The following is a 24,030-nucleotide window of genomic DNA, read 5'->3' as shown; positions in this document are numbered from 1 at the left end:
CGGTCAGGCGAGCGCCGGAGCCGACTTGGGTTTGGCCGCCGGGGCCGAGGCCTGCGCCTGATCGAGCATCCCGTCGGGCCGGGACCCGTACCGGTTGAGGATGTAGTAGATGATGGCGCCAATGGGCAGTCCGACGAACATGGCGATATCGATCCCGCCTAACCGTTCGGCCACGGAGCCCGTGTACCAGTCGCCGATGCTGAAGAACGGCACCATGATCACGATGGTGGCCACATATGTCACCAGGCCCCGCCAGTTCCATTTACCGTAGACGCCGTCCGGCTTGAACATCTCCTTGATCTCATAACGACCATGCCGGATGACGTAGAAGTCCAGCAGGTTGATCGAGGTCCACGGGATGAAGCAGTACAGCATGATGACGATGAGGTTCTGGAAGGTCGCCAGGAAGTTCTCGGAGGCGTACGAGGCCCCCGCGAAGGTGGCGACGGCGATGATGGCACTGGACAGGACCCGCTTGGTCGTCGTGGCCTTCAACGGTCGGATCGAATCGGACACCGTCAGCAGTGTCAGACCGGCACAGTAGGTGTTGACCGTGGTCACTGCCAACAACCCGGGGATCGCGACGATGAGCACGATGGGGCCGAATCCTGCGAAGAGGTGCTGCGCGGCGGAGTGCACCGCGGTAACGGGGCTGGCGTCCAGGCCCACCGCACTCATCAGGAGTGCGCCCAACCACATCATCCAAACCGCGCCGAAGAGCGAACCGGCGTAGGTCCACCAGAACGTCGCTCGCAGGCCCACCCGCTTGGGCAGGTAGCGCGAGTAGTCCGCGACATAGGGAGCCCAGCCCATCTGGCTGGCCGCTGCGATGCTGAACTGGGAGAGGAAGGCCAGCCAGACGAACCCGTTGTTCGGATTCATCGCACCGGCCGACAGGTGAATGGTGAAGAGCGCTCCGATGGTCAGGGTGCCGAACACGATGAGGAAGAGCACCGTGAGCACGCGCTGGACCACATGGATGAGGTTGTAGCCGACCACAGCCACGATCAGGACGAGGACCAGGAGCAGGATGTAGAGCAGGCTGGGCGGCAGGGCCCCTCCGCCGAAATCACCGATCACGACATTGGTCGCCTCGGCGGCGAGCTGGGTGTTGAGGATGTTGTAGCCGATGTACATGATCAACACGCCGGGAACGACCACGAGTGCTCCGCGGTACCCGAACTGGGCGCGTGACTGCACCATCTGGGGCATTCCCAGCTGCGGTCCCTGTGCCGAGTGGGATGCCATGAAGAACGTGCCGACCGAAACCCCGGTCAGGGCCGCGACCATGGACCAGAAGAGGTTGGCGCCGGCCAGCAGACCGAAAACCCCCGTGGCCAGAATGGTCAGGTTCGCGTTGACCGCGAACCACAGTGGACCCAGGTGCCAGGCTTTGCCGTGCCGCTCGGACTCTGGAATGTAGTCGATGGAATGGTGTTCGATCGTGGATGGGGAGCCGGTGTCACCGGGCATGTGTCAAGACCTTCTGGAATTGATGACGAGTACGTGGCCACAGAAGTGCCGCCACGGATGTGAAAAGTGAAAGTGCACGATGGCGCTGGGAGGCGTGTGGAAGCACGTGGACCCGCGCGATGCGACTGTCAGTCGGAGGACAGTGGGTGGACAACCTGACGCAGTCGACCTGAGATACTTATAATCAGCACACTTACTATCGTGGAAAACTTACCTCGAGTATACCGCGTTCGGCGTCGCTCCGCGGCGGTCGCTGGTGTGATCTACCCTCAGCCCGGGCTCGACAATCCTTCTCTGGACTGTTTATCTCAGATTTGGCTGTTCGAACAGCCAAATCTGAAACAGCTGGTCCAAGGATCGCGCGGGCGCGAGAATCCGACCGACGACAGGATATTGGAGATCACCCGATGAACCACTCCCCCGCCCACCCGCCAGCAGGTCCGCAGACCGCCGTCGCACCCCGGCCGGAGTGCGACGCGGCCCAGCCCGTGTTCGACGCTCATCTGCACATCATCGATCCGGCCCACCCGCTCATCGTCAACAACGGCTACCTGCCCGAACCCTTCACGGTCGCCGACTACCGGACGCGCATCGCGGACCTGCCGATCGCCGGCGGCGCGGTGGTATCGGGTTCGTTCCAGGGCTTCGACCAGGACTACCTGGTGGCAGCGCTGGCCGCTCTGGGCCCCGGGTTCGTGGGCGTCACCCAGCTGCCCGCCGACACTACTGACCGGAGGATCCGCGAACTGCACGCGGCCGGGGTGCGCGCGGTGCGCTTCAACGTGGCCCGAGGTGGCGCGGCCGTGCTGGCCGACCTCGAGCCCTTCGCTCGCCGGGTATACGACCTGGTGGGGTGGCATGCGGAGATCTACATCGACGCCGCGGGGCTGGACGCCGGGTTGTGCGATCGTATTGCGAGCCTGCCGGCGGTCGGCATCGACCATCTGGGGATGAGCGCGGCAGGACTGGGGAACCTGTTGCGCCTGGTCAAACGCGGGGTGAGGGTCAAGGCCACCGGGTTCGGCCGGATCGACATCGATCCGGCCAAGGCGATCCGCGCGATCATGGACATCGACCCCAGTGCGCTGATGATCGGCACCGATCTTCCGTCGACCCGGGCCCGGCGCCCCTTCCAGGAAGCCGACTTCGACATCGTCCGCGCGGCCCTGCAGCCCGATGAGGTCCCCAAGGTGTTCTGGAACAACGCCGCGCAGTTCTACCCGGGAGCCGACGGGCGGTAGGGCTACCACGGTCAGCCTTCCACTGTGTGCCCGTAGCCCATGAAGGCGGCCGCATAAAAGGCGATGATGGCCAGGACGATGGTTCCGATGACGACCACTATGCCGAGGATGACCAGGCTCAGGCGACCATTCCCCGATTCGCCTGAAGCTCCCATGGCGATGAAGAGGATGAGCAGCAGGCCCGTGACCACGATCCATGCGGCTGGAACCGCTGCGAAGTGCTCATCGGGCGATATGCCGACGAGCACGAATCCGCCGATGGGGGCGGCCACCATATCGGCGAGCGCCGCCCACACCAGCCACTCCTTGCTCTTCGGTTTGGTCGGGCCGGTCGTGGGCTGCGCTATTCCCTCCTGCGCGGGACTTTCCGGTGCCACACCGACCTGTGCAGCCTTCGGCACGGCTTCCGATTCGGGCTTCGACTCATCGTCGCTCATGTGATGTCTCCCTCATACGGCTCTCATTTGCACACACGTTTCTCCCGCCTGCGAGGATTGTCAAACGTCCCTACAATGGGCCTTCCAAGGTGCCGAGGGAGGCTGGTGTGTCCGTGGAGTTCTTCGAGTCGTCGAACTTTCGACCCGGTGAGGAGCTGCGGTCATGGAAGCCGGACGACACAGAACCTTCCATCGTCCGGGAACACAACTTCCATACCGCGTGCGAGGTCGCTTCAGCCGGTGACGCGCTCCGCAGGCTGCGCTCGGGCGCCGAATTGGACGCCGAGGACGTCCGGTACCTGGCCGAACTCAACTCCTGGGCCGTGCAAATCTGGTACGTCCCGCCCGTCTTCTTCTATCAGGGTCGGATCATGCTCGCCCCGGACGTCGAGGACTTGGTCGACGCGCTGGGCCGGCAATAACGCGAAGTAAGCAGCACACCGGAGATCTCTGGGTCATCTATTTCAGATTGGGCGATTCGTCCGGCCCAATCTGAAACAAATGGCCCACAGATTTCGGGGACACGAGAAACGGCGCATCATGCGTCGAATTCGACCCCTACGGCCGAGGCTCCCCGCAGGACCGCGATGCACTCCGCCTCCGTGCGGAGCGCTTGGCGGGCCTCCGGAGAAAGAGGCGCGAACTCCGAGACCTTCAGCTGCAACCGTCTACCGGCCTTGCGCGGACGCCATATGCCCACGATCCGCCCATCGACCAGAACAGCACCCGGATCCCCCACCGGTTTCCACATCTGCCGATGGAACCCCTTGTCGAGGATCGTGCTCCGATCCCGCGCCTGGGTGTAGGGATCGTGCGGCGGCAGCAGGCGCACCCCACCGGTCCCCGGTTCCGGAAGGGACGCCGCGGCGAGTGCCTCCACATCGGCCTCGAGCATCCAAGTCCGGCGTCCGAAGTCCACCTGGGTCAGTTCATCGGACAGGCCGTCCCACCACGGACCCACGTCGCCCGTGCGCACCCCCAGCCAGGATGCGAAATCCGCCCGCGTCGATGGCCCGTAACAGTGCAGGTAGCGCCGGGCGAGTTCGGTGCGCGCAGCCGCGAAGTCATCGGCGCCGACAGCATCGCGCTGGGCCCGGCACCCGTCGGCGCCCAGCCAGTCCTCGACCAGGATGAACGGCTGCGTCTTGTCTTGGCGGGGAGCGAAACACACGATTCCACGACACGTGAGGATCCGAACGCAGAAATGCACGAGGGCCTCGCCGACGGGCTGTCCGGCGGCGTGCGGGCCCTCCTGCCACCAGACCCTCTGCTGGTCGGCGGTGAGGTGTTCGGCCAGGCGCTCGGCCAGTTCCCGGCCCAGATCCCCGATCGCCAGCCGACGCCCGCGCAGCACGGCGGGGACCTCGGCGGCGGCCAGGTCGGCGAGAGCGTCCAGGCTCATGCCCAGCCGGTCCACGCTGGGAACCGCGCCCGGAAGGAAATGCCGCAGGGCGGCCTCGTCTGCCGGCAGCACGCCGGCGGTGAACACCGCGAGGTCGGCTGTGGGGAAGAAGTACGGAGCGCCGCGCATGCACCAGCTGCCCAGCAGTGACTTCTCCGTGCCGAGGGCTGCGTCGAAGCGCTCCCGGGTGACGCCGCGGACCCGGGCGTGCAGGGACAGCAGGGCCGACCCGGGCGGGCTGTCCTGGACGCCGCACGCCCCCGCAGCACAACCCAAGGCCGTCATGGGGCCCGCCGGCTCGCCCAGGCGCTCGTCCAGATGGTGCGCGCGCAGGCGATGGGCGATTACCTGTTCGACGGATACGCGGACTGCCATGACACCACGGTAGCGCGATGGCAGCAGGCGGCCGATAACGGTGCAGCAGTACTGCGATCATCACGTCGGAGATCTTTGGGCCATGTGTTTCAGATTGGGCCGGACGAATGGCCCAATCTGAAACACATGGCCCAGAGATTCCAGGGGCGCGACCTCAGGGAAATGCGACGGCCATGCGCGGGGCCGGGCTGCGGCGGGCGCGCAGCACCACGCAGGCGGTGATGACCGCGGCCGGCAGCAGCACCAGGTGCGGCAGGGAGATCACCCAGTTGCCAGTGACCAGCCCGTAGGTCAACCAGCAGGTGCTGGCCGCGGCGGTGAACCACTGCATTGCCACCGACACCCCGCTGGAGCGCTCGGGGGCGGCCAGCACGCGGAACAGCTGCGGCAGGGAGGCGATGGCCGCGATCCCCACGGCCAGCACGGTGAAGATCACGGGGCTGATCATGACGATCACCGAGGACACCGCGACGGCCACCACCAGGCCCGTCCACATGGTCCAGGCCGCCCGGCGGGAGACATGGCGCCGATCCCGGGAGACGAAGAATGCGACGGCCAGCAGTCCCAGACCGGCCGGCGCCTGGCCGATGAACAGGGTCGGGTCGTGCAGGCGCACCGCATAGGCCGACCACAGGGCGCGCGCCAGGAAGCCGATCAGCACGGTGCCGATCGCAACGCCCTCGGCGCCCACGCGCGCGGCGCGCCACACCTGGGGCCAGGCCAGAAAGACATTGAAGATGATTCCAAGGGTGCCCAGCACCATTGCCAGAAGCCACATATGGCAAATATAAGCGAGATATGAAATTTCCGGTAGGCCGTGTCCGGCGCTCAGGACCGGAGCTCGCCCCTGAATCTCGCGACCAGGGCTCAGCCGTGCTCCACAGAACCGCAGATTCAGGGTAGCCTGTGCTGCATGGTGAATGTCGATCGCGTAATCACGAAGCTGTGGCGGATCAAAGACCACCCCGTCGTGGTGGAGTCCATCGAGTACCTCAACGACTACTACCTGCGCATCCGATTCCACGCGCCGGACCTCGTGGCGGACCTCGACGTGTTCCCCACCGCCTGGTTCCGCCTCTGGGCCCCACGACAGGAGGACACCAGCCAGGACACGATGCGCGCCTATACCTTCTCCGCGGTGGACCGGGCCGCCGGCACCTTCGACGCCGACTTCGTGCTGCACGCCACCGGTGCGGCCACCGACTGGGCCAAGCACGCCCAACCGGGCCAGGAGTCCCTTGTGGCACTCACCCCGGCACAGCCCAAGGTCCCGGCGGGGACCTCGGCGTATGTGCTGGTGGGAGACCTGACTGCGCTGCCGGCGATCAACACGTGGATCGCGGATACCCCGGCCGACCAGGCGATCACGGTGGCGATCGAGGACGATCACGCCGATCGCACCGGCCTGCCCATCGCCACTCACCCGCGCCTCGACCTGCACTGGATCGAACCGGCCGCGAACGAGCCCAAGGGCACAGAACTGGCAGCGTGGCTGCGCACCCTGCCGACCCCGCAGCCGGACACCTATGTGTGGGGCGCCGGGGAACGCGCCCTGGTCCGCGCGGTCAAGCAGCACGCCAAGGAGACCTGGGGCATGCCGCGCGGCACCTACTTCACGCAGTACTACTGGATCGAGGGCAAGGCCGGGCACTGATCCGCGCCGGCCCAGCCCCCGCTCAGGCGACCGGGAGCGAGGTCCGGACCGCCGTCGAGGCGAGCGCCCGAGCCTGACGGTGGTACCACTTGCGCTCGGTGGCACGAGATGCGCGCGCATCTGCTGCCACTGTGCGCAAGTGGTACCACCCGCGCACTCGCCCCTGCCACCGCCCGGCGCTGTCACCCATCCGTTACCCGCACCCGGTAGCCTGGCCTGCATGAAGACCGTAGCCAGCATGACCGCATTCGCCCCCGACCGCCCGCTCGAGAAGTCCACCGTGGACCGCCGCGACCTGCGCGCCCACGATGTCATGATCGCCATCGAGTACTCCGGCATCTGCCACTCCGACATCCACACCGTGCGCGACGAATGGGGCGGCTGCCGCTATCCCATGACGCCGGGCCACGAGATCGTCGGCCGGATCAGCGAAATCGGCCCGGCCGTCACCGATTTCGCGGTGGGCGACAGGGTGGGCGTCGGCTGCCTGGTCGACTCGTGCGGGGAGTGCGAGTTCTGCCTGGCCGGGCAGGAGGAGAACTGCTCGGGCGGCAAGGCCGGCACCTACAACTCGGTGGACCTGGTCGACGGCTCGATCACCCAGGGCGGCTACTCCACCCACATCCCGGTCAAGGACGACTTCCTCATCCGCATCCCGGAATCGCTGGACCCCGCAGCCGCGACTCCCCTGCTGTGCGCCGGGATCACCACGTACAAGCCGCTGGCGCGCTGGGGCGCGGGACCGGGCAAGCGGGTCGCGGTGGTGGGCCTGGGAGGGCTGGGCCATGTGGCGCTCAAGCTGGCCGTCGCCATGGGCGCCGAGGTCTGGGTCGTCTCCCACTCCCATGCCAAGGACGACGATGCGCTGCGGTTCGGGGCGGCGGGCCTGATCCACACCGGGGACGACCCCGCGGCCCTGCGGGCGCACCCATCGGAGTTCGACCTCATCATCAACACGATCTCCGCACAGTTCGAACCGGCCGACTATATGCGGATGCTGGGGCCCAATGGCGCGATGGTGCTGGTAGGGCTGCCCCCGGAGGACCTGCCGGTGCCGGCCGGATCCCTGACCGGCGGTTCGAAGGTCCTGGCGGGCTCGAACATCGGCGGGATCAAGGAGACCCAGGAGATGATCGACTTCTGCGCCGCCCACGGGGTCACCGCGGAGATCGAACTGATCAACGCCGACCAGATCAACGAGGCCTACGACAGGGTCGTCGCCTCCGATGTACGCTACCGCTTCGTGATCGACGCCGCGACGTTCTAAGACGGTCACGGACGGTGGCTCCAAAAATGCACGCGTGGCTTGAAAACTCACGATTTTTCGAGCCACAGATACATTTGTGGAGCCACTCCGGCATGGCGCAGGCACCCAAGGCGACCGGCGGTCTCCGGTAGGGCCATTCCTCCGTTCCTGACCGCATCGCATGCGCAAACCTGCAACACATACGGACATACGCGTATGTGTTGCAGGTTTGCGCATGCGATGTCGAGAAGTCGAGGACGACCCGGCCGGTCCGCCCGGATAGCTCAGTGCATCAGCGACTCATCGGCGCGCGGTCGCCGTCGAACCTACGCTGGCGCCCACCACCAGGGCGATCGCGGCCAGACCCAGTACGCCGATGCTCTGGCCCAGCAACAACCAACCGGCCAGGGCCGCGATCGCGGGTTCCACGCTCAGCAGCACCCCGAACGCGGCCTTGGGCAGCCTGCGCATGGCGGAGAACTCGAGCGAATAGGGCAGCACCGAACTCATCACCGCCACGGCCAGGGCCATGAGCAGCAATTTCGGATCGGCGCTCAGATGGGGCACGGTGGCGGGCACGAACGGCAGGCTGAGCGCCCCGCCGATGCTCACGCCCACCGCCAGACCCGCCTTGCCGGGCACCACGCGGGATGTCTTCTCCCCCACCAGCACGTACATCGCCCAGAAGCCGCCGGCCACCAGCACCAAGACGACGCCGATCGGGTCCAGCGCCTTGCCTGCGCCCGCGTGCACCCCGGAGACGGCCAGCAGGTCGCGCACGAAGAACAAGGCGATACCCGCCAGGGCCAGGCCGGTCCAGGCGAAGTCGGCGGCCCTGCGGGACAGGCAGGCCGCCAGGACCAGGGGACCCAGGAATTCGATCGCCACGGCCACACCCAGGTCCAAACGGGCCAGGGCCGCGTAGAAGAAGCCATTCATCCCCGCCAGCACCAGGCCGTAGAGGACGACCGCACGCCACTGTTGCCCGGTGAATCGCCAGAACTTGGGCCGGAAGACCAGCAACAGGATCAGCCCGGCCAGGCCCAGCCGCAGCCCTGTGGTCCCCCAGCTGCCCAGCACCGGGAACAGTTGCACGGCGAAGGCCGCGCCGAACTGCAGGGACAGACACGACCCAAGGACGAACAGCGCACCCTGTACGGGGCGGTGGCGGGGGCCGAGCGCGCCGGGGCCCGGAGCGGTGCCCAGCGCAGTACCGGACGCACCAGAGACACCACTGGCACCGACGATTCCAGTGTTTCCGGCGCCGGCGGGAACGATGGGCAAAGAGGCCGTAGAGGGCCCGGGGACTTCAAAAGAGGAGGTGGTCACGAATCAATATTCGCGCTCGTAAACGGATAAATCTAGTTAACGTTTATGATGCGAATAGGTGATCTTCACTAATGTTTCCAGGAGGCCCCGTGCTCAACCTCAAACACCTGCGGGTGCTCCACGAACTGGCCCGGCAGGGCACCTTGGCCAAGACCGCCCAGTCCCTGCACTTCACGCCGTCCGCGGTGTCCCAACAGCTCTCCGCCCTGCAGCGCGAGGCCGGGGTGCCGCTGCTGGAACATGTCGGCCGCCGAGTGCAGCTGACGCCGGCGGCCCAGCAGTTGGTGGAGCACACCCAGGCCGTGTTCGACCGTTTGGCCCTGGCCGAGTCCGAACTCGCCGCAGCGCAGGACCGCCCACGCGGCAAGATCCGCGTAGCGTCCTTCCACACCGTGCTCCTGGAGATCGCCCCGCTGGCCCTGTCGAAGCTGGCCAGGTCCGCACCGGAGCTCGACGTCCAGCTGATCCACCAGGAGGTCGAGGCCGGGCACGCCGGGCTCTTGGCCCACGACTTCGACCTGGTCCTGGGCGAGGAGTACCCCGGCCTGCCGGTACCCGCGCAGCCGGGCGTGCACCGCGAGGACTTCTACACCGACCCACTGCGTTTGGTCGTGCCGGCCCGCGGCATCCCGGGGCCCGCGCCCGCGGACGAAGCCGGCCAGGACCTCGGCGACGGAGAGGATGCCGTCCCGGATGCGCCGCGGACCCTGGCGGATCTGGCGCAGGCGGCCTGGGCCTTCGAGCCGCCGGGCACGCGGATCTACGAGTGGGCGGCAACGCAGTGCCGCACCGCAGGGTTCCATCCCCGGGTGCTGTTCGAAACCCCGGATCCGCTGCTGCACCTGCAGTTGGTGCGCCGCGGCCACGCGGTCGCCTTCGTCCCGGCATTGCTGGGCGATGTGCACCTGGCCGGGGTGGTGCCCCTGGACCTGCCGGGACATCCTGCGCGCACCCTGTTCACCGAGGTGCGCGCAGGCCGGCAGTCCCATCCGGCACTGTTGGCGGTGCGCCAGGCCTTCCAACAGGCGGCCGAGGCCCTGACCCGCTCCCCCGCCTCGCGCACCCTGGAGGCCTGAACCCGCGGTGGCTCCACAAATGCACGTGTGGCTCGAAAACTCACGACTTTTCGAGCCACTGATGCATTTGTGGAGCCACTCCGGCAAAGCGCGCGCACCCTGGAGGGATGACGGGTTAGAGCTCCAGTTTGCGCAGGACGCCGCGCTGGACCTTGCCCGATTCGGTCTTGGGCAGCTGGTCGACGAAGTGCACGCAGCGCGGATAGGCGTGGGCCGAGTAGTTCTCCTTGACCAGCAGCTTGAGCTCGGTGGCCAGGGCGTCCGAGCCGGCGACCCCCGGGGCCAAGACGACGAAGGCCTCGGCCAGTTCGCCGCGCACGCCCGAGGGGTCGGGACGGCCAACCACCGCCACATCGGCCACCGCGGGATGGTTGATGATGACGCTTTCGACGTCGAAGGGCCCGATCCGGTAGCCGGCCATCAGGATGATGTCGTCATTGCGGCTGATGTAGTAGAAGTAGCCGTCCTCGTCCGTCCGGCCCAGGTCGCCGGTCAAGTACCACTGGCCGTCCGCGGTGTAGCGCGTGGCGGTCTTGGCCGGGTCGTCGGCGTAACCCATGAACCACAGCATGGGGCTGTCGGCGGCGAATGAGATGACCCCGTCGCGGATCGTGCCCTCGATACCGGGCAGCGGCGTGCCCATGGACATCGGCTTGACCTGGGTTTCGGCGACCGGGTTCCAGTGCGTGCAGATGAGCATGCCGGTCTCGGTCTGGCCGTAGTGATCGCGCACCTCGGACCCGAGGACGCGCTGCGACCATTCGGTCACATCGGCCGTCAGCGGCTCACCGGCCGAGGACGCGACCCGCAGCCGGGCGGTGGTCGGCAGGCCCGACTTCGACAGCGCTCGGTACACCGTGGGCGCCGAGGCGAAGTTCGTCACCTGGAACTTCTCCATCACCGCGAAGGTCGATTCGGGGGTGAAGTGCATATGGTGCAGGATGTTCTTCAGCCCGCGGATCAGTGGGCCGACGATCCCGTAGTACAGGCCGTAGGCCCAGCCGGGATCGGCGTTGTTCCAGAACACGTCGTCGGCCCGCTGGTCCAGGCTGACCTCGTGATAGGCGTGGAAGGCGGCCATCGCGCGGATCGGCACCGGCACGCCCTTCGGGCTGCCGGTCGTGCCGGAGGTGTAGAGCTGCAGGAACGGGGCATCGGGCCCCAGCGACGCCGAGGTCTCCAGCGGTTCCGCGGCCTCCGCGGCTGCGAAATCCGGGCCGGCCACGAGTTTCTGGATGTCCGGCAGACCGGCGAGCTTCTCCACCTGGCCGGGTTCGGTGACGACGAGCTTGGCGCCGGCGGCCTGCATCCGCATCTCGACCGCACCGTGGGCGAAGGCGGTGAACAGGGGGATGTAGACCGCGCCGACCCGGGCCAGGGCCAGCAGGGTCACGGGCAGTTCCGCGCGCTTGGTCAGCAGCACGCCCACCCGGTCACCGACCCCGATCCCGCGCTCGTGCAGGGTGGTGGCCAGCCGGGCCGAGCGGTCGTGGAGTTCGCCGAAGGTCATCTCGCGGCTGGACAGATCGTCGTCGACCAGGGTGAAGGCGACGGTGGCCGGATCGTGCCGGTCGCACATGAGGTACGCGGCATTGGCGTCGGGGCCCGCGTACTGGGCCAGGAGGGAATCGACATAATCGGGCGCAATCGCCATGGGGACCTTCTCGCATACTGTCGGTGGGCCCCGCCGGGGCGTAGGTGCCCCGAACGGCCCACCGACCGGTTCGATGTTCCCTGCCATGGTGGCACCCGGGGCCCGGAAATGCGCCGAACGTCCACATGGGGATATTTCGGTAACGGACCCGGTAACCGGGGCCTGCAGCGGGTACTCCGCGTGTCCTGGGTCTCAGGAAACGGCCCCTGTTCGCGGGTGGGGCCTCGCTGTAGGATACAAGGAATCCTGCCGTAAAGGACATGTTGGGAGGACACCATGCGGGATATCATCCTCGCATTCGCCCTGGGCATCGGTTTCGCCTGCAGCGTGCTGGCGGGCACGTCCGGACCCGGCTTCGGTCCGCGGGTGATACTGCTGGTCGTCGTCTTCCCGGCGGTCGCTCTGACCGGAATCATCGTCCTCGCAGTGCAGCACAGACGGGCGGGCGACCGGCGATGAAACAGGACTTCCGACCGCTGTGAACCAACGCTTCACCGCCACGCCTCACAACCCCTCGGGCGAACCCTCCGGGGCGACGGCCGAGACCGAGAGCCTGCGGATCCCGCCCAGTTCCCACTCCTTGAAGATCTCCGCGGTGTCCGCGTCATCGCCCAACAGCACGATGCCGCAGTCCCCGCCGCCGGCGCCGGACGGCTTGGCCGCCCCGCCATGACGTTCCGCGGTCTCGCACAGGGCCTCGAGTTCGGCTGTCTCGATGCTCGAACCGGCCGCCTTGCCCAGGCCCTGCAGCAGCAGGCGGGCGCGGCGGATGCCGGCCAGGACCTCGGCGGTGCCGGCGGTATCCCCGGCCTCCCAGGCGGCGATCAGGTCCGCGACGCAGGCGCGGGTCTCGTCGAGGAAGGTCGCATAGCTCGCGGCGAATTCGGGCTCGGCCTTCTTCACCCGCGTGACCAGGCGCTCGGTCGAGGCCGGGGATCCGGTCCACCCCACCAGCAGGCGCAGGCCGGGCGGATGCGGCAGGCGGCGCACCTTGCACAGGTCCCATTCCGAAGCCGTCAGGGCCTCGCGCACGGTGGACACGGCCGCCCGCAGGCGCAGAGCCTCGCGGTCGGGCGAGGTGTAGGCGATCCAGCCGCCGAAGGTGCTGGTCGCGACGTCCCCGCCGCTGGCCGCCGGAGCCACCTGGATCGTGGTGAGCATCGCCAGTTTGAAGCGCTCCACGCGGGACAGACCCATTTCGTAGAACTCCTCGATCGCGGCGATCACCGCAACGGCTACGGCGGCCGAGGACCCCAGGCCGAACTTCCGCCCGGACTTGTCGTCCAACTCGCTTTCGATCGCGATGTCGAAGTAGCGCGGCTCGAGGTTCAGCTCCGCGCGCAGCCGCTCCATCAGGTTGATCGCCGCGACCACATAGTCATAGGGATTGTGTTCGAGGATGATCCCGTCGCCGTTGGGGTCGCGCTCCCACACCAGCGGCGCGCGGCCGTACTCGCTGGAGATGACGCGGCCCTGATCGGCCGTGCCAGGGGTCAGGCGCACGGTCAGGTAGCGGTTGACGGCCACCAGCAGAGCGGTGTGGCCCGGTTCCACCACGGCGTATTCGCCTGCGATGTACAGTTTGCCCGGCGCGCGGGTCTCGATCACGGCCGAGCTCATTTCGTTCCCTCCGCAGTCGCTTGCGCAATCGTCGTTTGCGCGCTTGTCCCCGCGTCCGAGGCGGCCGCTCCGGCGCTCCCCGCGCCGGCTGTCCCCACGGCGGCCAGCGCCTCCTCCAGCGTCGTGGCGTCGACCAGCGCTGCGCCGGGGCCGGGGCCCACCACGCGCACTGCCCCGGCGTCGCCGATCACGGCGGTCGCGGCCTCGGCCACGGCAGCGGCATCCTCCGGGGTGGTCAGGATCGCGACGTTCGGGCCCGCGTCCGCGGTGCCCCAGGCCTGCAGCCCGGCCGCGCGCAGGCGAGCGCACTCGTCGAACAGCGCGATGGACGCCGGCTGCAGGTAGCGGATCGGCGGTTCGCAGGACTGGATGAGCGCGTGCATACGCATCGCGTGGGTCTCTGTGAGCGCTCCGATGCGTTCGAAGTCTCCGGCGGCGCAGGCGGCCTGCATATCCTGCAGGCTCTGTTCGGTCGAGGTGATCCAGGCGGGGTAGAACGGGCTGGTCGCAGCGGTCGCGCGCATCGCAGTGCGGCTGGACACGGCCTTGGTGCGCCCATCGACGGTGACGATGACCAGGCGCATGTCCGGAGCAGCCAGGGCCTCGGCGAAACAGCCTGCGTCGGCGGCCCGACCCATGCCCTCGCCCGCGTGCCAGATCGCGGTGCCAGGGATGATCGAGCGGCTCGCCGAGCCGGAGCCGCGGCGGGCCAGGCGGGACAGTGCCGCGGAGTCCAGCTCGAGGCCATAGGCGGCCGAGGCGGCGGTGGCCAGCGCTGCGAATCCGGCGGCCGAGGACGCGAGTCCGGCACCGGTGGGAGCCTCATTGTGGCTGCGCACCCGGGCGGCGCGGCCGGCGGTGGGCAGTCCGGCCTCGGCGGCCAGGGCGCGCACCACGTCGAGGAACGCGGTGACGCGAGCGGTCGCCTTGGCGTCGGCGGGCGCCCCGCCCAGTTCGAAGGTGTCGGCGGGCGAGGAGGAGGTGCCGTCGGGCACAGCGGCTGTGGGCACAGCGTCGGCGAGCGTCACCTCGGTCGTGGTGGCGAAACCGTCCAGAGTCAGCGACATTGAGCCGGCCACCGGCAGCATCCAGGCCTCGTCGCGCTTACCCCAGTACTTGATGAGTGCGATGTTCGGATGCGCCCGTGCGATCGCGTGGCCCGGCGTCGCGTCTCCCGGCGCAGCCTTTTCCGGCGCGACATCTCCCGGCGCAGCCTTTTCCGCCGCGGAGTCTCCCGGTACCGCGTGCCCGGCCGCAGTCGTCGTGCTCGTCATATCGCGTTCACCGTCGTCTTCCAGGTTCGTGCGGCGCCGGCGCGCAGCAATGCGGTTTCGATCGTGCGGGCGGAATCGTCCTGCGCGGCATCCGTGTCCCCGGCTGCCAACGCGACAATGCAGCCGCCGCGGCCCCCGCCGGTCAGCTTGGCGCCCAGCGCACCGGCGTCCTGCGCGCAGCCGACCAGGGTGTCAAGGCCCGGGGTGCTGATACCCAGACCCGCCAACAGGGAGTGCACCCGGGTCATCCGGGTACCCAGGCGGACGTCATTGCCCTGGCCCAGGTCCCCAGCTGCGGCGTACGCGTGTTCGGTCAGTGCACCCAGAGTCTTGTCGAAGAACGACGGGTCGGCATCGTGGCGGGCGCGTACCTGGGCGACCGCGGTGGAGGTGGAGCCGGGCACGCCGGAGTCGGCCAGCACGAAGGTCAGCGGCCTGCCCACCCGCAGTGGCGAGGCGACGCGGTTCTGGAAGCTGATGGGACCCTCGGACACCACGGTGTTGGGGTCCAGGCCCGAGGACGAGCCGTGCGCCACGCATTCGGCCTGGCGGATGATCTCGAGGAACTCGGGCCGGTCCAGGGAGTCCTCGGAGGTCTCCGTCAAGTCCATGAAGGCGCGCACGATCGCGGCCCCCACCGCCGCCGAGGACCCCAATCCGCGCTCATAGGGCACTGAGGAGTCGATCCGTAGAGTCATATCCGCATCCAGCACCGACACGTGGCGGGAAGCGGTGTTCGGTGCCAGGCGCTTGCCCGCGATCCGCAGGGCGGTGAGCACCGGGGCCAGACGCTCGGGGGCGTCCTTGGCCTCGCCGGTGTAGAGCTCGCATTCCAGGGCCAGGCCGGCCCCGGGCTCGCGCGAGGTGATGCTGGCGGTGGCCGCCAGGGCGCGCACGGGGATGGCGATGGCCGGCGCCCCGTAGTTCACGGCGTGTTCGCCGAACAGAATGGCCTTGGCGTGCGCGCGGCCGCGCGCGGGAAAGTGCAGCAGATCGCCCTGCAGGACCGAGGTCCGAGCCGGGTCGGAGCCGGTGAACCCGGTGGCAGCCGGCGGAGCCGCCGACGGGTCTGCGGGCACAGCGCGTCCCTCCGCTTGCATATCCGACCCCATCCGGCCCTTTCCTTCCAACTGCGGTCTGGGCCCGAGCCCAGGGCGACAGACGACTGGTTCTTCAACTGTCCCAGTGTACGCACCGGCCCTGAACCCTCCCTGCGGCTGTCCAAGAGGCCTTCATCACAGGCGGCCCTGGCGGGTACCGCTACGCAGCGCGGCACAGACAGCGCCCGGACACCGTAAACACCACTTCAGCGCGCGAATGACTTGCTGCAGCAGGTAATCCGCGCGCCAAGGTGGTGTCTATGGACGTGCTTCAGTCCGCCCGCCTCAGTCCGCCAGGGTCTCGCGGGTCGCCGGACGCTCCACCACGGTGCCCGGATCGAACTCGCCCTTCGCGTGGCGGCCGGACAGCAGCCCCGTCAGCGCCACGATGATGGAGACGGCCATGATGATGGCCAGCGGCAGGGTGGATTCGCCGGCGATGCCCACCAGGCCTGATGCCACACCGGCGATGACGAACTGCAGCAGCCCCAACAGGGCCGAGGCCATTCCAGTGGACCCGGCGGGGACCTCTCCCATGGCCAGTGCCGTGGAGTTGCCCAGCACCAGACCCAGCGGAGCGATTGCGACGAACAGCGGGACGATGAGCGTCACGGCCGGCGCACCCACCACTGTCAGAACGACGACGGCCAGGATGCCCACGGCGCTGATGAGCTCGCCGATCAGCGTGACGCGGCGCAACGGGAACTTCCCGGCCAGCTTGCCGGCGATCGCCCCGCCGATCATCATGCCCACAGCGTTGACCGCGAACATCAGGCCGTAGGCGACATGCCCCATGCCGATCATCTGCTGGTAGATGAACGGGGAGGCGGAGATATAGCCCATGAGCACGCCCATCGCGAAGCCGAAGGACAGCAGATTGCCCACGAAGTGACGCCGACCCAGGGCCTTCGAGGCGCCCGGCTGCTTGTTCGCCAGGCGCTCGGCCCGGACCTCGGCCGGCAGGGATTCGCGCAGGAACGCGAAGGTCATGATGAGCACGACGGCGGCCAGCGCCGCGACGATCGCCAGCAGGCCGCGCCAGCCCAGGGAAGCGGCCAGGGTGGACCCCAGCAGCGGGGCGATGACGGGGGCCACCCCGCCGATCAGGACCATGACGTTGAGCGCCTTGGCAGCGGCAGCACCGGTCTGGAGGTCGAGGATCATCGCACGGCCGATCACCATGCCGGACGAGGCGCCGATGCCCTGCAGGAGGCGCGCGATGACGAGCACGGCCACGCTGGGCGCGCACACCGACACGATGCTGGCGACCAGGTAGAGCACCAGGCCGGAGACCAGCGGGACCATCCTGCCCTTGCGGTCCGACCACGGTCCGAAGATCACCTGGCCCACGCCGGAGCCCAGCAGGAATGCGGTCAGGGACAGCTGCGCGCCAGTCGTGGTGGTGTGCAGATCGGTGACCATATCCGGCAGGGCGGACAGGTAGAGGTCGGTGCTCAGGGGCGCGGCCGCGTTGAGGACGGCCAGGGTGATCAGGCCGATGACGCTGAGCCGGGTCACAGTCCCGGACGCCGTGGTGGGGTGGTTCATGATGCCTTTCGACGGTGTTCCGTCGGATGCGGCGGATGAGAGAGCGCGTGGGAGCCACTGCAGGAGTCGGCAGTGGGAATCACGCTAGATGGTTATGGTTTAACAACCAATTCAAGCTTAGAATCTAACACATGAACACGCAGCGCGTAAGCGGAAGTGACCCAGCCGACGCCACGGGAGCAACGGGAGCTGGGACCGCCTCGGCCCCTCACGCAGAGTCGGCTGAGGACGCCTCTGCTCTGGTCGACATCGCCGAGGCCGTGCAGCACCTGGCGCGCAAACTCTCCGCCCGGGTGCCGGCCGACGACGGACTGGACCCGCTGACGCCCCTGGAGACCCTGGTGCTGCAGAGCATTCAGCGCAACCCGGGCATCGCGCCCTCGGCCCTGGCCCAGAATCTGCGGATCCAGCGCTCGAACACCTCGGTGGCCGTGCGCAGACTCGAAGAGCTGGGCCTGGTCGTGCGGGCCAGGGATCCGCAGGACGGCCGGAGGATCGGGCTGGAGCTGACGGACAAGGCGCGGACCAATCTGCGCCGCATCCAAGCAGCCTGGCAACACCTGCTGGGAACAGGTGAAGGCGCAGGTGCCGGACCCAGCCCCACCGACCTCCTGACCACCGCCCGCACCCTGCAAGCCCTGGATGCACACCTGGCCGAAACGCATGTTGTACCCCCAGTCCCATATCACCGCTGAGTTCAGGGGTGTTAAGGGACTGGGGGTACAAGATGCGGGGCCGTTACCCGCGCGCCGCGCGCCAGCGGGTGGCCACGCCGGCGGCCACCCGCCGCCAGCTGACGTCGCGGATGAAGATCGAGTCGATCGCGATCATCGCCAGGGAGAACCAGGGCAGACCCATGAGCACGCCGATGGCCACATGGAAGAACATGATGCCCGCCAATCCGACCAGCCGAGTGGGGCGCGAGAGCAGTGCCAGCAGGAAGGTCATCTGCAGGATGATCGAGCCCCAGGTCGCCGCCGCCACCGCGGGTCCCCAGGCGGTGGCCAGATCGGACAGCACCGGCCAGGTGCCGAACCGCGCGGTGTGTAGCGGGTTGTACACGGCATAGCCCTGCTGCCACGGCGCGCCCTCGGCCTTGTACAGGGCACCCGAGGCGTAGACGAAGGCCACCTGCAGGGTCAGCGCCACCAAGGTCAGATTGTGCAGAACCGTGCCGATCTGGTTTCCGGAACTCCCCTCGTCGCTCCAGGCGCGCCGCCAGGCGGGAACCCGGGAGCGGTCCGCGGCCTCGCGCGCCCGGCGCCGGGCATCGAGCGACCAGCGGGCGGCCGGGTCTGCGAAGAACAACAGGATCAGCGCGATGCGGAACATATTGTCACCCTGATCGCCGACCATATCGTTCATCTCGATGAAGCCGATCCACAGTACGAAGAAGATCGGGTGCACGATCCGGAAGCGCCAGCCCAGTACGAACAGCACGGCTAGAACCGTCAGGACCAGATACCAGAAGGTCAGCCAGAAGTCCGAGCCAGCAACATTGTGGAACAGACTGAACAGCCAGATCTTGGGGAAATCACTGACCGGCTGGCGCATTTCGCCGTTCCAGGCCGAGCCGGAGCCGAAGGTGTAGAGCCGGGTGTTCCAGTTCGTCGCCAGGATCCCCAGGGCCGTCAGGCCGAACAGGATACGGGTCACGGCCAGGCCGTACAGGGCCTTCTTACCGGTGAAGAGCCAATCCTCGACGAAGGCCACGATCCGGCCCACGGTCTCACGGAAGGCCCGCCAGAGTCCTGCGATCAGACTGCCGATGAAGGTCGCGATGGATGACAACAGGTTCACTTCGACATCCTCTCGTAGGCACGCACGAAGGTCTTGCGGAAGTTCTCGTCATTCTGTCCCTGCTCGACGACCGGTGCCCTCCAGCCGGGCAGCACCACCACGGGATCTGGCCGCTTGGCATCCGGATCGTGCCGCTTCTCGAAGGGCACCACGTTCTGCCGTGACACCCGGTACTGCACACGCTTGACGTCCTCGCCCCAGATCGCCCTGGCCACCTGCGTGGCATAGGCGGTGGAGCGGTGCTCCTGCGCGGCCAGTTCTGTGCGCTTGGCGGCCGGGGACTGGCGGGTGGATTTTCCACTGTCGGCCGCAGGGGCCGCGCCCGGTTTGGCTGCCAGCGCCGCCTCCAGCCCCACTTCCCAGTTCGAGGCGGTGAAGTCCCCGCGCACAATCGCCTTCTCCCTGTCCGTCAGCCCGTCGAAGGAATCCTTGTACGCCGAGGCCAGCTCATTGGACTGGATACCGGCCCGCGGCGGAGCCAGGTTGTAGCGGATCATGGAGATCTCCACGTCGGTGGCGCTGACCCAACCGGTGGTGGTGTCCTTGCCATCGGCGCCGGGGACGATCGCGCGGACGTTGAAGTGATAGTCGCCGTTGATCGGCTCGGGGGCGAAGACCGACCAGGACTGCCCGAAGAACGGCAGCATGTACTTGCTCAGCGTATTGCCAGGGACGACCTCGCGCGCGCTGGAGGAATAGGGGGCGATCCACAGGAAGGACGCCAGGATGTGCCAGGCCGTCAGAAGCACCGCGAGCCAGGCGACGATGCGGACCCAGGTCTTGCGGCGCGGGGCCGGGTCGCCGGGACCATCTGCCGCGGTCGCAGTCGCGGTTGCGACTGCGGTCGCAGTCGCAGTCGCTTCGGCCGTGTCATCTGCAGCCGCTGCAGTCTGGGCCCCGCTGGACTCACCGGGCCGAGCGGACTCCGGCTGTTCTGAGTTCACTGCGCTTCTCCTCAAGGACATGTGATGAACACTGGACGCCATCGGCTTGCACGTTACACGGCCCGGTGGCACCCCGGCGCGGACGCGGGACGCGGACCGGACGAGGGTCAGACGCAGGCCGGGTGAACTTCGCGCTCCGGGGCCCGGCATCCACTAGGTTAGACACCATGGTAGATAACGCCGCGGTCGTCGGCGCCGGGCCCAATGGCCTGGCAGCCGCCGTCACCCTGGCCCGCGCCGGGGTGCCGGTGACCGTCTTCGAAACCGCCGACACGATCGGCGGCGGCACCCGGACCAGGGAGCTCGTGGCACCGGGGGTGCTCCACGATGTGTGCTCGGCGATCCACCCGATGGCGCTGGCCACAGGATTCTTCCGCGCCTTCGAGCTGACCCGCCGGATGGACTTCGCGGTCCCCGTCGCCTCCTACGCCAATCCCCTGGACGATAGCCCGGGCCGAGCCGCGGCGCGCGGGGCGGGTCGGCCCGCCGCGATCGCCTACCGGGACCTCGGCCGCACGGTGGCGGAACTGGGCGTCGACGGCCCCTCCTACGCCCGCTATTACCGGCCCCTGCTGGAACATCTGGAAGAAGTGCTGGACTTCGGACTGGGCGGCTCGATGCTGCGGATCCCGGGCACCGGGCCCGGCCCCGCACACCTCCGCCTGCCCGGGACGGAGGGCTCGGACCCGAGCGTGGGCGGAGGGCTCGGCGCTGCTGCCGTGAACCTTGGGTCCGGCATCCGCGGGGCCGCGGCCGGAACCCTGGCGACCGGGCTGCGCACGCTCGAACAGGGCACCCACCTGTGGAACCTGCGCTTCGCCGAGGACGCGGCGCCGGCGCTGATCTCCGGAGTCGCGACCCACAGCATCGGGACCATGCCGTCCCTGGCCACCGCGGCCGTGGGCGTGATGCTCGGCGCACTGGGGCACGCGAGCGGCTGGCCGGTGCCCATCGGCGGCTCCCGCGCGATCACCGACGCCCTGGCCGCCGACCTGCTGGCCCACGGCGGGGTGATCGAGACCGGCCACCAGGTGACCGGATTGGACGAACTAGCCGGTTTCCACGTCAAGGTGTTCGACACCTCGGCCGCCGGGCTCGAGGCCATCGCCGGGGACGCGCTGCCGGCCGGCTACCGGCGCGCGCTGCGGCGCCAGCGCTTCGGCAACGGGGCGACGAAGGTCGACTTCGTGCTCGACGGGCCGATCCCCTGGGCCGATGAGCGGGTGCACCAGGCGCCCACGGTGCACCTGGGCGGCACCCGCGCCGAGGCCGCCACGGCCGAGCGCACCGTGGCCCGCGGCCGCCACCCGGGCCGGCCCTATGTGCTGCTGGCCCAGCCAACGGCCTTCGATCCGGGGCGCAATCCGGCCGGGGTGCACGCGGTATGGAGCTATACGCACGTGCCGGCCGGGTCCATGGTGGACGTGTCGCGGCAGGTGGTGGCGCAGATCGAGCGCTTCGCCCCCGGGTTCACCGACCGCATCGTGGACATGCGGGTGACGACCGCCGCCGAGCTCGAGGCCTATAACGAGAACTACGTGGGCGGGGACTTCAGCGCCGGTGCCGTGACCATGCGCCAACTGCTGGCCCGTCCGGTGCTCTCCGGGGACCCCTGGCGCATACCTGCCCGGGGTGGTGGCTTGGGCGCGAGTTCGGGCGCGGGTATCTACCTGGGATCCTCGGCCACGCCCCCGGGCCCCGGGGTGACGGGCCTGCCCGGTTGGTACGCGGCCCTGTCCGCGCTGGAGCACGACTACCACCTCCCCACCCCCCACCTCGGTCTCTGAGGGCGGGTGCGCGAAGATGGGTCCATGAGCGAGATCATCGATGCGGGAACCGGCTCGACCGGCGAGGTCCAGATCGACAATGAGAGGTTCCGCGCCACGCGCTGGACGATCGAACCGGGCGGGCACATCCCCATGCACCTGCACGAGTTCGACTACGTCGTGGTGCCCGTCAACGCCGCCACCATGCACGTCACCCAGGCCGACGGCACCGAACTGGACGCCGTGATGGAACCCGGCGTGAGCTACACGCGGACCGCCGGCCAGGAACACATGTGCGCGAACCCCGGCGGGCCGGGCGATCCGGACGTCGTCTTCGTCGAGGTCGAACGACTGAGCTGAAGAACCGAGCGGGACGGCTGAACGCGGCGGTGGACACCGACAAGACGCCTTGTTAGCGTGGATGGCGTTTCAGCACGCAGGACCCGTGCCACGGCCGGCTCCTGGCGATCGCCTGGACACGGTCGCCCCGCGTCGGCCCCGCCCGGGTTCGAACTCCACGACAGGAGGTTCGGACACAATGACATCGGCTTCACAGACCTCACCCGGTCCCCACAACCCAACAGGGCCCGCACCCGCGCCACCCACCGGACCCGATCCGGCCACGGTGCGCAAGGCGACTGCCGCCTCGGCCATCGGAAACGCCACGGAGTGGTTCGACTACAGCCTGTTCGCGGTGTCCGTCGCCTACATCACCCCGCACTTCTTCCCCGGGGCCTACGGCACCGTCCTGACCCTGTTGACCTTTGCATTCTCCTTCGTCGTCCGTCCCCTGGGCGGCGTGTTCTGGGGCCCGATGGGCGATAGGATCGGGCGGCGACACGTACTGTCGCTGACCATCCTGCTGATGGCCGGCTCCACCTTCTGCATCGGCCTGCTGCCGACCCACGACACGGTCGGCATCTGGGCGCCCATCCTGCTGGTCGTCCTGCGCATCGTCCAGGGCTTCTCCTCGGGCGGGGAATACGGGGGCGCCGCGACCTTCATGGCCGAATACGCCCCGAAGCGGCGCCGCGGCTTCTTCGGCAGTTTCCTGGAGTTCGGCACCCTGGCCGGGATGGCCCTGGGCTCGCTCATCGTGCTGCTCGGCGAGCTGACGATCGGCAACGAGGCGATGATGGCCTGGGGCTGGCGCGTGCCCTTCCTGCTGGCCGGTGTGCTGGGCCTGATCGGCCTGTACCTGCGGCTGCGCCTGGACGAATCACCGGTGTTCCAGGAGCTCACGGAGGCCGGCGCGGACGAGAAGGTCGGCGGAGTGTTCCGGATCCTGTTCACCCAGCACTGGCGGCAGCTGCTGATCCTGGCCGGAATGGTGGTGGCCGTCAACGTCGTCAACTACACCCTGCTGACCTATATGCCCACCTATCTGGAGAACCAGGTGGGGATGTCGACCCAGACCTCCCTGACGGTCATGTTCCTGGCCCAGGCGGCGATGATGGTCGTGATCCCCTTCGGCGGGAGGCTCTCCGACCGCGTCGGGCGCAAGCCGGTCTGGTACTTCTCGCTGATCGGGCTGTTCGTCTTCTCCGTGCCCATGTACCTGTTGATCGCGCAGGGCTTCTGGTTCGCACTGTTGGGCTTCGCGGTACTGGGGCTGCTCTACATCCCGCAGCTGTCGACGATCTCGGCGACCTTCCCCGCCATGTTCCCCGCGCAGGTCAGGTTCGCGGGCTTCGCGATCTCCTACAACGTGTCGACCGCGGTGTTCGGCGGCACCGCGCCGGCCGCCAACGACGCGTTGATCTCGGCCACGGGCAATCCCCTGGTCCCGGCCTTCTACATGATGGGCGCCTGCCTGATCGGGCTGGTGGCCACCGTCTTCATGAAGGAGACCACGGGGGCCTCGCTGCGCGGGACGCAACTGCCCGATGCGCAGCGCGAATAGCGCGGGAACACTCGATGTTCCACGTTCGCATCGAGTGGCCGGTTCATGCAGCGCTGCCGTGTGTCATGTCTCAGGACATCGGGGCCACGTGATGTCTCAACCAGGTGTGTCCATTGATGTCTCATGACTTCGTGTCCATCTCGGGTCGATGCGTGTATTTCGGATCGTTGAGGAATCCTCTGGGGCGT

At 68.2% G+C, this 24,030-nt stretch carries 22 protein-coding genes; 10 read left to right on the top strand and 12 right to left on the bottom strand.

The annotated features are described in order from the left end of the window. Positions 1-3: 3 nt before the first annotated feature. The gene (locus NQ034_RS08750; RefSeq protein WP_257048339.1) at positions 4-1,473 is read right to left on the bottom strand and encodes a purine-cytosine permease family protein; all 1,470 of its coding nucleotides are present in this window, start codon (positions 1,471-1,473) and stop codon (positions 4-6) included. 407 nt (positions 1,474-1,880) lie between these two features. On the opposite strand from NQ034_RS08750, the gene NQ034_RS08745 reads away from it, so the two are divergent. After that, on the top strand, positions 1,881-2,714 hold the full coding sequence (locus tag NQ034_RS08745; protein ID WP_257048338.1) for an amidohydrolase family protein: 834 nt from the start codon (positions 1,881-1,883) through the stop codon (positions 2,712-2,714). An 11-nt stretch (positions 2,715-2,725) separates the two neighbouring features. On the opposite strand, the gene NQ034_RS08740 is transcribed toward NQ034_RS08745, so the two are convergent. Next, positions 2,726-3,151, bottom strand: a complete 426-nt coding sequence (locus NQ034_RS08740) for a hypothetical protein (RefSeq protein ID WP_257048337.1) — start codon at positions 3,149-3,151, stop codon at positions 2,726-2,728. A gap of 89 nt (positions 3,152-3,240) precedes the next feature. Here NQ034_RS08740 and NQ034_RS08735 point away from each other — a divergent pair, with 89 nt between their 5' ends. After that, a complete protein-coding gene (locus NQ034_RS08735) occupies positions 3,241-3,573 on the top strand; it encodes a hypothetical protein (RefSeq protein WP_257048336.1) in 333 nt (110 codons plus the stop codon). A 116-nt stretch (positions 3,574-3,689) separates the two neighbouring features. Here the strand turns inward: NQ034_RS08735 and NQ034_RS08730 are convergent, their stop codons facing one another. After that, complete coding sequence (locus NQ034_RS08730) at positions 3,690-4,928, bottom strand: winged helix DNA-binding domain-containing protein (protein ID WP_257048335.1); 1,239 nt, start codon at positions 4,926-4,928, stop codon at positions 3,690-3,692. Between the two features lie 154 nt (positions 4,929-5,082). Further along, positions 5,083-5,706 (bottom strand): hypothetical protein, encoded by a 624-nt coding sequence (locus tag NQ034_RS08725; RefSeq protein WP_257048333.1) that lies wholly within the window; start codon positions 5,704-5,706, stop codon positions 5,083-5,085. 135 nt (positions 5,707-5,841) lie between these two features. Between NQ034_RS08725 and NQ034_RS08720 the strand changes: the two genes are divergently transcribed. Next, positions 5,842-6,582 carry a siderophore-interacting protein gene (locus tag NQ034_RS08720; protein ID WP_257048332.1) on the top strand — a complete coding sequence of 247 codons (741 nt, stop codon included), beginning with the start codon at positions 5,842-5,844 and terminating at the stop codon, positions 6,580-6,582. A gap of 220 nt (positions 6,583-6,802) precedes the next feature. Next, on the top strand, positions 6,803-7,849 hold the full coding sequence (locus NQ034_RS08715; RefSeq protein ID WP_257048331.1) for an NAD(P)-dependent alcohol dehydrogenase: 1,047 nt from the start codon (positions 6,803-6,805) through the stop codon (positions 7,847-7,849). Between the two features lie 279 nt (positions 7,850-8,128). On the opposite strand, the gene NQ034_RS08710 is transcribed toward NQ034_RS08715, so the two are convergent. Then, complete coding sequence (locus tag NQ034_RS08710) at positions 8,129-9,112, bottom strand: EamA family transporter (protein WP_257048330.1); 984 nt, start codon at positions 9,110-9,112, stop codon at positions 8,129-8,131. 134 nt (positions 9,113-9,246) lie between these two features. Between NQ034_RS08710 and NQ034_RS08705 the strand changes: the two genes are divergently transcribed. Next, complete coding sequence (locus NQ034_RS08705) at positions 9,247-10,233, top strand: LysR family transcriptional regulator (protein ID WP_257048328.1); 987 nt, start codon at positions 9,247-9,249, stop codon at positions 10,231-10,233. 115 nt (positions 10,234-10,348) lie between these two features. On the opposite strand, the gene NQ034_RS08700 is transcribed toward NQ034_RS08705, so the two are convergent. Further along, a complete protein-coding gene (locus NQ034_RS08700; RefSeq protein WP_257048326.1) occupies positions 10,349-11,887 on the bottom strand; it encodes an AMP-binding protein in 1,539 nt (512 codons plus the stop codon). Between the two features lie 276 nt (positions 11,888-12,163). Here NQ034_RS08700 and NQ034_RS08695 point away from each other — a divergent pair, with 276 nt between their 5' ends. Next, positions 12,164-12,346: a hypothetical protein gene (locus NQ034_RS08695; RefSeq protein WP_257048325.1), complete on the top strand. Its 183-nt coding sequence runs from the start codon at positions 12,164-12,166 to the stop codon at positions 12,344-12,346. A 45-nt stretch (positions 12,347-12,391) separates the two neighbouring features. Here NQ034_RS08695 and NQ034_RS08690 read toward each other — a convergent pair whose 3' ends face one another. From NQ034_RS08690 to NQ034_RS08675, 4 genes are all read right to left on the bottom strand, one after another. Continuing rightward, positions 12,392-13,507 (bottom strand): phosphomevalonate kinase, encoded by a 1,116-nt coding sequence (locus NQ034_RS08690; RefSeq protein WP_257048324.1) that lies wholly within the window; start codon positions 13,505-13,507, stop codon positions 12,392-12,394. Further along, on the bottom strand, positions 13,504-14,781 hold the full coding sequence (gene mvaD / locus NQ034_RS08685; protein WP_257048323.1) for a diphosphomevalonate decarboxylase: 1,278 nt from the start codon (positions 14,779-14,781) through the stop codon (positions 13,504-13,506). The genes NQ034_RS08690 and mvaD overlap by 4 nt, the downstream gene beginning before the upstream one ends. Beyond that, positions 14,778-15,860 (bottom strand): mevalonate kinase, encoded by a 1,083-nt coding sequence (gene mvk, locus NQ034_RS08680; RefSeq protein ID WP_257048321.1) that lies wholly within the window; start codon positions 15,858-15,860, stop codon positions 14,778-14,780. Before mvk ends, mvaD begins: the two co-directional genes overlap by 4 nt. Positions 15,861-16,166: 306 nt before the next feature. Then, entirely contained in the window at positions 16,167-17,429 is a 1,263-nt protein-coding gene (locus NQ034_RS08675) for a multidrug effflux MFS transporter (protein WP_257048319.1), read from the bottom strand. Between the two features lie 131 nt (positions 17,430-17,560). Between NQ034_RS08675 and NQ034_RS08670 the strand changes: the two genes are divergently transcribed. Continuing rightward, the gene (locus NQ034_RS08670; RefSeq protein WP_257048317.1) at positions 17,561-18,124 is read left to right on the top strand and encodes a MarR family winged helix-turn-helix transcriptional regulator; all 564 of its coding nucleotides are present in this window, start codon (positions 17,561-17,563) and stop codon (positions 18,122-18,124) included. Positions 18,125-18,167: 43 nt separating this feature from the next. Here NQ034_RS08670 and NQ034_RS08665 read toward each other — a convergent pair whose 3' ends face one another. Both NQ034_RS08665 and NQ034_RS08660 read right to left on the bottom strand, forming a co-directional pair. After that, positions 18,168-19,229, bottom strand: coding sequence for an HTTM domain-containing protein (locus tag NQ034_RS08665; RefSeq protein WP_257048316.1), 1,062 nt, complete (start codon positions 19,227-19,229; stop codon positions 18,168-18,170). Further along, a complete protein-coding gene (locus NQ034_RS08660; RefSeq protein ID WP_257048315.1) occupies positions 19,226-20,173 on the bottom strand; it encodes a DUF5819 family protein in 948 nt (315 codons plus the stop codon). Before NQ034_RS08660 ends, NQ034_RS08665 begins: the two co-directional genes overlap by 4 nt. A 167-nt stretch (positions 20,174-20,340) precedes the next feature. Between NQ034_RS08660 and NQ034_RS08655 the strand changes: the two genes are divergently transcribed. From NQ034_RS08655 to NQ034_RS08645, 3 genes are all read left to right on the top strand, one after another. Then, positions 20,341-21,960, top strand: coding sequence for a phytoene desaturase family protein (locus tag NQ034_RS08655; RefSeq protein WP_257048313.1), 1,620 nt, complete (start codon positions 20,341-20,343; stop codon positions 21,958-21,960). A gap of 24 nt (positions 21,961-21,984) precedes the next feature. Continuing rightward, positions 21,985-22,299 (top strand): cupin domain-containing protein, encoded by a 315-nt coding sequence (locus NQ034_RS08650; RefSeq protein ID WP_257048311.1) that lies wholly within the window; start codon positions 21,985-21,987, stop codon positions 22,297-22,299. A gap of 178 nt (positions 22,300-22,477) precedes the next feature. Further along, positions 22,478-23,842 carry an MFS transporter gene (locus tag NQ034_RS08645; protein ID WP_257048310.1) on the top strand — a complete coding sequence of 455 codons (1,365 nt, stop codon included), beginning with the start codon at positions 22,478-22,480 and terminating at the stop codon, positions 23,840-23,842. The last annotated feature ends 188 nt before the right edge of the window (positions 23,843-24,030 follow it).

This window comes from Brevibacterium moorei (genome assembly GCF_024580735.1).
Taxonomy (GTDB): Bacteria; Actinomycetota; Actinomycetes; order Actinomycetales; family Brevibacteriaceae; genus Brevibacterium; species Brevibacterium moorei.
This window is presented reverse-complemented; position numbering and strand designations above follow the sequence as displayed.